At 68.5% G+C, this 6,650-nt stretch carries 9 protein-coding genes and 1 pseudogene; 2 read left to right on the plus strand and 8 right to left on the minus strand.

Annotated elements, in window-relative coordinates:
- Positions 1-12: 12 nt before the first annotated feature.
- Positions 13-504, minus strand: coding sequence for a Spy/CpxP family protein refolding chaperone (locus tag ACE3T2_RS10765; protein WP_374657124.1), 492 nt, complete (start codon positions 502-504; stop codon positions 13-15).
- A 153-nt stretch (positions 505-657) separates the two neighbouring features.
- On the opposite strand from ACE3T2_RS10765, the gene ACE3T2_RS10770 reads away from it, so the two are divergent.
- Entirely contained in the window at positions 658-1,110 is a 453-nt protein-coding gene (locus ACE3T2_RS10770; RefSeq protein ID WP_374657134.1) for a nuclear transport factor 2 family protein, read from the plus strand.
- Between the two features lie 45 nt (positions 1,111-1,155).
- Here ACE3T2_RS10770 and ACE3T2_RS10775 read toward each other — a convergent pair whose 3' ends face one another.
- The 5 genes and pseudogenes from ACE3T2_RS10775 to trmD all read right to left on the minus strand — a co-directional run.
- Positions 1,156-1,854 carry an SDR family NAD(P)-dependent oxidoreductase gene (locus ACE3T2_RS10775; protein ID WP_374657125.1) on the minus strand — a complete coding sequence of 233 codons (699 nt, stop codon included), beginning with the start codon at positions 1,852-1,854 and terminating at the stop codon, positions 1,156-1,158.
- 26 nt (positions 1,855-1,880) lie between these two features.
- The gene (locus ACE3T2_RS10780) at positions 1,881-2,462 is read right to left on the minus strand and encodes a 2-hydroxychromene-2-carboxylate isomerase (RefSeq protein WP_374657126.1); all 582 of its coding nucleotides are present in this window, start codon (positions 2,460-2,462) and stop codon (positions 1,881-1,883) included.
- Positions 2,459-2,947 carry a winged helix-turn-helix transcriptional regulator gene (locus ACE3T2_RS10785; RefSeq protein WP_374657127.1) on the minus strand — a complete coding sequence of 163 codons (489 nt, stop codon included), beginning with the start codon at positions 2,945-2,947 and terminating at the stop codon, positions 2,459-2,461. The genes ACE3T2_RS10780 and ACE3T2_RS10785 overlap by 4 nt, the downstream gene beginning before the upstream one ends.
- Before the next feature lie 298 nt (positions 2,948-3,245).
- Positions 3,246-3,632, minus strand: a complete 387-nt coding sequence (rplS, locus tag ACE3T2_RS10790; RefSeq protein WP_374657135.1) for a 50S ribosomal protein L19 — start codon at positions 3,630-3,632, stop codon at positions 3,246-3,248.
- A 3-nt stretch (positions 3,633-3,635) separates the two neighbouring features.
- Positions 3,636-4,369, minus strand: a pseudogene (gene trmD / locus ACE3T2_RS10795) (tRNA (guanosine(37)-N1)-methyltransferase TrmD); the annotation flags it as partial.
- Positions 4,370-4,642: 273 nt separating this feature from the next.
- Here trmD and ACE3T2_RS10800 point away from each other — a divergent pair.
- Positions 4,643-5,503 (plus strand): acyl-CoA thioesterase, encoded by an 861-nt coding sequence (locus ACE3T2_RS10800; protein WP_374657128.1) that lies wholly within the window; start codon positions 4,643-4,645, stop codon positions 5,501-5,503.
- Between the two features lie 121 nt (positions 5,504-5,624).
- On the opposite strand, the gene rimM is transcribed toward ACE3T2_RS10800, so the two are convergent.
- Together rimM and rpsP are read right to left on the minus strand one after the other, a co-directional pair.
- Positions 5,625-6,170, minus strand: a complete 546-nt coding sequence (rimM, locus tag ACE3T2_RS10805) for a ribosome maturation factor RimM (RefSeq protein WP_374657129.1) — start codon at positions 6,168-6,170, stop codon at positions 5,625-5,627.
- 10 nt (positions 6,171-6,180) lie between these two features.
- The coding region (rpsP, locus tag ACE3T2_RS10810; protein WP_374657130.1) for a 30S ribosomal protein S16 at positions 6,181-6,650 on the minus strand (470 nt) is incomplete at its 5' end.

Here is a 6,650-nt window from a genome sequence, read left to right on the forward strand (position 1 = left end):
CTTCTATCAGGTCTAGTCCCCGCGGCCCATCGGCCCGCCGGGACCGCGCATGCCGGGGTGGCCGCGCATCCCGCCCTTCGGCGCCATGGCGTCGAAGGCCTTCTGCTGGGCCGGCGAGAGCTGGGCGTAGAAGGCCTTGGTGGCGGCGATGCGCTGGTCCAGGCGCGCAAGGCGTTCGACGGCGCGCGCGCGCATGGCGTCCAGTCGCTGCGGGGTGGACATCTGCGCCATGGCCTGACGCTGGCCGCGCTCGGAACGCGCGCCGGGCTTCATTGCGCCGACGAAGGCCTTGAGCGCCGGTTCCTGGTCGGGGCGCAGCTGCAGGGCTGCGCGCAGGCGCTCGGCCCGCCGCTCGGCCATCGCAGCCGGGTCCGGCCGCTCGCGGCCCGGTCCCATGCGGTGTTCGGCCGGCGGCCGGGCCGGCGGTTGTTGGGCGAGGCTCGCGCTGGCGCTGGCCAGCAGGGCGCCGCCGACAGCCAGCGACGCGATCTTGGTGAAGGTCATGATGTCTCGATAGCTCCTCTGCCGCCCCTCGACCGTTCAACGGCGCGATTGGGCGAGTCCGTCGCGAACCGGCGGCTTTTCGTCGATCCGGCGCGCAATCAGCCTGGCTGCCTCGATTACACCGCGCTCGAACCTGATGACGGAGATGACGTGATGCGCACCCTGATGGCGGGCCTGGCTCTGGCCTGCGCCTTGATTGTGACCCCGGCCGTGGCCGCTGACCTCGACCCGGTGACGGTCCAGGCGATCGAGAACACCGCCTACGACTACGTCGACGGCCAGCTGGAGGGCGACGCCGCCCGCGTGGCCCGCTCCCTTCATCCCGACCTCGCCAAGCGCGCCGTCAAGCCGAGCCCGGACGAGACCCTTGGCCTGCGCCGGATGACCAAGGAGGAGTTGGTCGACCTCACCCGCCGTGGAGTGCTGAAGACGCCGAAGGAGAACTGGGACCGCTCGGTGAAGGTCCTCGACATCGCCGGCGATGCGGCCGTGGCCCGCGTCGAAACGCCATGGTTCGTCGACTATTTTCACCTGGGCCGCTTCGGCGACCGCTGGGTGATCGTCAACGCCATGTGGCAGCCCAAGCCGAAGCCGGCGGCGGACTGACAGCAGACGTGCGGCTCCCGGCTGGGCAGGGAGCCGTTCGGGATGTCACCAGGTCTCGCGGAACGGCCGCACTTCCGACAGGAACGACCACGCGCTCTTCGGCTGGTGGGCCAGGTGAAACACCTCCGCGGCGATGTCGTCCGGCGCGATGAAGAAGTCGTCCGGAGCGTCCTTCCAACGCTCACGCGTCCAGGGCACGTCGATCACCGCGTCGATGACCAGGTAGGCGACGTGCACCCCCTTGGGCCCGACCTCGCGGGCGATGGCCTCGGCGAGGATGCGCTGGGCGGCCTTGGTCGGCGCAAAGCCGGCGAAGTGCGCCTTGCCGCGCAGGGCCGAGGTGTTGCCGGTGACGATGAGCGACCCGCCTCCGGCCTCGATCATCTTCGGGACGACAGCGCGGGCCAGGTGGTGGAGCGCGACGACATTGGTCGCGAAGTTCTGCTCCAGCACCGAGGGGTCGATGTCGAGGAAATTGCCGAAGGCGCCGCCGACGGCGTTGTGCACGACCACCTTCGGGGTTCCGAAACGGGCGACAAGGTCGTCGAGGGCTGCAAGCAGCGCCTTGGCGTCCGAAACGTCCACCGCGACGGCTACGGCGTCCTTGAGCTCATCGGCCAGGGCGTCGAGGCGGGCGGCGTCGCGGGCCAGCATGGCGACGCGATAGCCTCCGGCCGCAAACTTGCGGGCGAGCGAAGCTCCCGTCCCGGGGCCGACCCCGGTGACTATGGCGAGCGGTTTCATGGGAGGTTCCTTTTCGGGGGAGGGAACTAGGCCGCAAGTGCGCGGCGGAGGAAGTCCAGGCGGTCGTTGCCGAAGAACAACAGGCCGCCCTCGGTCACGAAGCTGGGGGCGCCGAACACCCCGGCTTCGATCGCGGCGGCGGTGTTGGCTTCCAGTTCGGCGGCGCGTTCGGGCGCCTCGATCAGCTCGGTTGTGACGCCGAGGTCGGCGAGCAGGTCGGTGAGGTCGGCGCTGGTCGCAAGCGGTGCGTCGCCCGCCCACATGGCCCCGAACAGCCGGCGGGAAGCCTCCTCGCCGTGGCTGAGGCTCTCGGCAGCGAGGGCGGCGTGCAGCAAGCGCGGGCCGTCGACGCCGCCCATACCTGGGTTGGGGCTCAGCCGCGCGCCGTAGAGCGCCGCCCAACGGCCGAGGTCGGCGCGGGCATAGGCCTGCTTGGGCTTGCAGATGACGGTGGTGGGCACGTTGCCGACCCGCTTCATCAGTTCCAGCACATCGAACGGGCGCCAGGCGAATTCGCCGGGCAGGCCGTCCAGCTGGGTGCTGGCCAGGTAGCTGTAGGGGCTGCGGAAATCGAAGAAGAAGGTCGTGCGGGTGAGGGACTGGCTCATGGCGTTTCTCCAAGCAGCTTTCGCAGACCCGGCGCGGCGATGGGGCCGGGCCGCAGGCGGGCGTGTTCTTTCGGGACGGGCTCGCCGCTCTCGGCGTCAACCAGGGCGAGGACGACCGGGCGGCCGCTGCGGCCATCGACCATCTCGATGGTCGAGGCGCCCAGGCCGTTGGCGTTCCAGCGGTCGCCCCACTCGCGCAGAGCCGTGGTCACTTTCCAGAGGTCGCGGCCCTTGTCGGTCAGGCGGTATTCGAAGCGGGGGGGATTGTCCTGGTAGGGCGTCCGCTCGATCAGGCCGGTGGTCTCGAGGTGCTTGAGTCGCGTGGAGAGGGTGGTGGTCGGCATGCCGGTCGAGGCCTGCAGGTCGTCGTAGCGCGAGAGGCCGAGCGAAAGGTCGCGCAGCAGCAGCACCGCCCAGCGGTCGCCGATCGCTTCCAGGGCGCCCGCGACTGAGCAGGTCATTCCGGCGAAGGATTTGGCGCGCATGCGGTCGGCTCCTACGTAACTCTTATAATAAGAGTTAGTGGGCGGAGCGGCGGGTGCAAGGGGGCGATTGGAGTTTTTGAACGTGTCATCCCGGATGGCGCGCAGCGCCTGTCCGGGATTCATTGACGCCGGGTTGCAGGGACGGCCGAGGCCGCGCCCTTTTTCGGAGCAATCGGGTGTTCATGGGTCCCGGTCTTCGGCTGCGCCGAAACCAGGACACTTCGAGCATGAGCGGCGAAAACGAAAACGGCGGCTGGATCGCTCCAGCCGCCGCTCGAAAAGTCCGGAAAGCGGAGCCTTAGGCTTCCGTCGTTTCTTTGGTGCTGGTCGTCTGACGCTCGGCGATACGGGCCGACTTACCGCGGCGGTCGCGCAGGTAGTACAGCTTCGCACGGCGCACGACGCCGCGGCGCTTCACTTCGATGGATTCGATGTTCGGCGAGTAGAGCGGGAACACGCGTTCCACGCCTTCGCCGAAGGAGATCTTGCGGACGGTGAAGCTCTCGTTCACGCCGCCGCCCTGACGGCCGATGCAGACGCCTTCGTAGGCCTGCACGCGCTCACGGTCGCCTTCCTTGATCTTCACGTTGACGCGAAGGGTGTCGCCGGCCTGGAAGTCCGGGACCTGGCGGGTGGCGGCCAGACGGTCGAGCTCTTCTTTTTCGAGCTGCTGGATGATGTTCATATCGGTCGTCCTTGTCCTACTGGGCTTTACTCGCCCTTTGCCTGTTGATTGGCGAGATAGGCCGCCCAGAGATCCGGACGTCGCTCCCGCGTGGCCGCTTCGCGCTGGGCCCGGCGCCACTTGCCGATATCGGCGTGGTGGCCGCTGAGCAGCACGGGCGGTATCTCAAGTCCCTCGAACTCCCGCGGTCTGGTGTACTGCGGGTGCTCCAGGAGCCCGTCCTCGAAACTCTCTTCACTCAAGCTTTCGGCCTGGCCGAGGACGCCGGGCACGAGCCTTACGCACGCTTCGATCGCCACCAGGGACGCCGCCTCGCCGCCGGCGAGGACCGCGTCTCCGACGCTGATCTCCTCGAACCCGCGGGCGTCGAGCACCCGCTGGTCCACCCCTTCGAAGCGACCGGCCAGGACGATCAGTCCCGGGCCCTTCGCCCACTCGGCCACGCGCGCCTGGGTCAGGGGCCGACCCCGTGCGCTCATGTACAAAAGCGGCCGTCCCCGCCGCTCCACGCTGTCCAGCGCGGCTGCGATGACGTCCGCCCGCATGACCTGCCCCGGACCGCCACCCGCAGGGGTGTCGTCGAGGAAGCCGCGCTTATCCTTGGAAAATTGGCGAATGTCCACTGTTTCCAATGTCCAGAGCCCGTGTTCGCGCCAGGCCGTGCCGATCAGCGAGACGCCGAGCGGGCCGGGATAGGCCTCGGGAAACATGGTCAGGACGGTGGCGTCGAAGGACATGGCGGCGCTTTTGGACCAGTCGGCGTTGAATTTCCACTGATGTCCCTTGGACGCCCAAGGCTGTCATCCGGGTTTCGCCGCAGGCGAAGACCGGGACCCATTGTCGCGTGACGTCGTAGAGGGGCGCGCGACGGCGCCGCTGTGTGCACCGTCCGCCGTTCATGGGGCTTGGTCTTGCTTCGCAAACCGGGATGACACCTCAGGTCGCTTGTCCGAACAGCGCTATCGGCTTAAGCCAGACCCTTTCGCACTTGCAGCATTTTTAGAGATCCCATGGACACGCCCGAAATCCTGACCGAGACCCTGGCGCTTGAGCGCATCGAGGTGAACACCTTTCGGGGCGTGTCGCCCGAGGACGGGCCGGGCCGGATCTTCGGCGGCCAGGTGATCGCCCAGTCGCTGCTGGCGGCCTACGAGACGGTCGAAGAGCGGATCTGCCACTCGCTGCACTGCTACTTCATCCGGCCGGGCGATCCGCGCATCCCGATCCTGTTCGAGGTCGATCGCTCGCGCGATGGCGGCAGCTTCACCACGCGGCGGGTGATCGCCGTGCAGAACGGCAAGCAGATCTTCAACCTGGCGGCTTCGTTCCAAACCCCGGAGGACGGTTTCGAGCATCAGGCGCCGATGCCGGCGGTGCGCAGTCCCGACGACATGGCCGCCGAGGCCGAGGCGCAGAAAAAGGCCGTCCTGGAAGGCATGAGCGAGGAGATGCGCCGGATGATGAACCGGCCGCGTCCGATCGAGATGGTCGGCCGCGACAACTACGGCTTCGGCCGCAAGCCCAAGCCGAGCGAGCCCAAGAGCGACACCTGGATGCGGGCCGTGGCGCCGATCGGCGACGACGTGCGCATGCACCAGGTGATCCTGGCCTACGCCTCGGACATGAACCTGCTCTCGACGGCGATGCGGCCGCACGGGGTGGCCTGGCAGACGCCGGGCCTGCAGTCGGCCAGCCTCGACCACGCCATGTGGTTCCACAAGGCCTCGAACTTCAACGACTGGCACCTCTACACCCAGGACAGCCCCAGCGCCTCGGGCGGCCGCGGCTTCGTGCGCGGGGCGATCTACGGCCAGGACGGGACGCTGGTCGCCTCCGTCGCGCAGGAAGGCCTGATGCGGCTGAAGAAGTAGGGCGGGGATAATTGCTCCCCCTCTGGGGGAGCTGTCAGCCGAATGGCTGACTGAGGGGGACTTGACTCAGCACGCCCCCTCCGTCGCGCTTCGCGCGCCACCTTCCCCAAGAGGGGAGGAACTAGTCTTCCTCCTCCCGTCCCTCGTTCGGGTCGGCTTCGATGCTGGCCGGCGGGGCGGCGATGAGCTTGCCTTGGGCGATCAGCACCTGCGGCACGGCCTCACGCGTGAAGGGCAGCCACCAGGTGGCGCCGGCGCGGGGCTGGATTTCGAGAAGGTCGCCGGCGCCGAAGTCCTGGACAGTCTTCACCTTGCCCAGCAGTTCGCCCTCGGCGGTCTCCACCGACAGGCCGATGAGGTCGGCGAGGTAGAACTCATCCTCTTCCGGCTCGGGCAGGCTGTCGCGGGAGATGTAGAGCTTCAGGCCGCGCAGGGCCTCGGCGGCGTTGCGATCGTCCACGCCCTTCAGGCGGGCGACCAGTCCGCCCTTTGCGGGGCGGGCGGAGGCGATGGTCAGGGCGGGCGAGCCGTCCTGACGCATCAGGGTCTTGTAGGCGGCCAGGGCCATCGGGTCGGCGGTGAAGGTGGTGACCTTCACCTCGCCGCGTACGCCATGGGCCGCGCCGACCTGGGCGACGAAAATCAGATTGTGCTTCTCGTCGCCCATAGCAGAGGGCTTAGCCTTCGGTCTGTTCCGGAGCGGCTTCTTCAGCGGCCGGCGCTTCGGCGGCGACTTCTTCAGCAGCCGGGGCCTCGGCGGCCGGAGCTTCTTCGACGACCGGCTCCGGAGCCGGCTGGGCGGCGGCTTCAGCGGCCGCAGCGGCGCGGTCGGCTTCGCGCTGGGCGCGCTCTTCGGCGCGTTCCTTGGCCTTCTGGCCCGGCTCGGCCTTCTTCGGGTTGTTGCCGGCTTCCCACTTCACCAGGCCTTCCTTGGACAGGAAGCGGGCGACGCGGTCGGTCGGCTGGGCGCCCTTCTTGAGCCACGCCTGGATCGACTCGACCTTCAGGGTGACGCGCTGGGGGTCGTCCTTCTTGAGCATCGGGTTGTAGGCGCCGACCTTCTCGATGAAGCGGCCGTCGCGCGGCGAGTGCGAGTCGGCGACGACGATGTTGTAGTAGGGGCGCTTCTTGGCGCCGCCACGGGCGA

The organism is Phenylobacterium sp. (assembly GCF_041919955.1).
Taxonomy (GTDB): Bacteria; Pseudomonadota; Alphaproteobacteria; order Caulobacterales; family Caulobacteraceae; genus Phenylobacterium.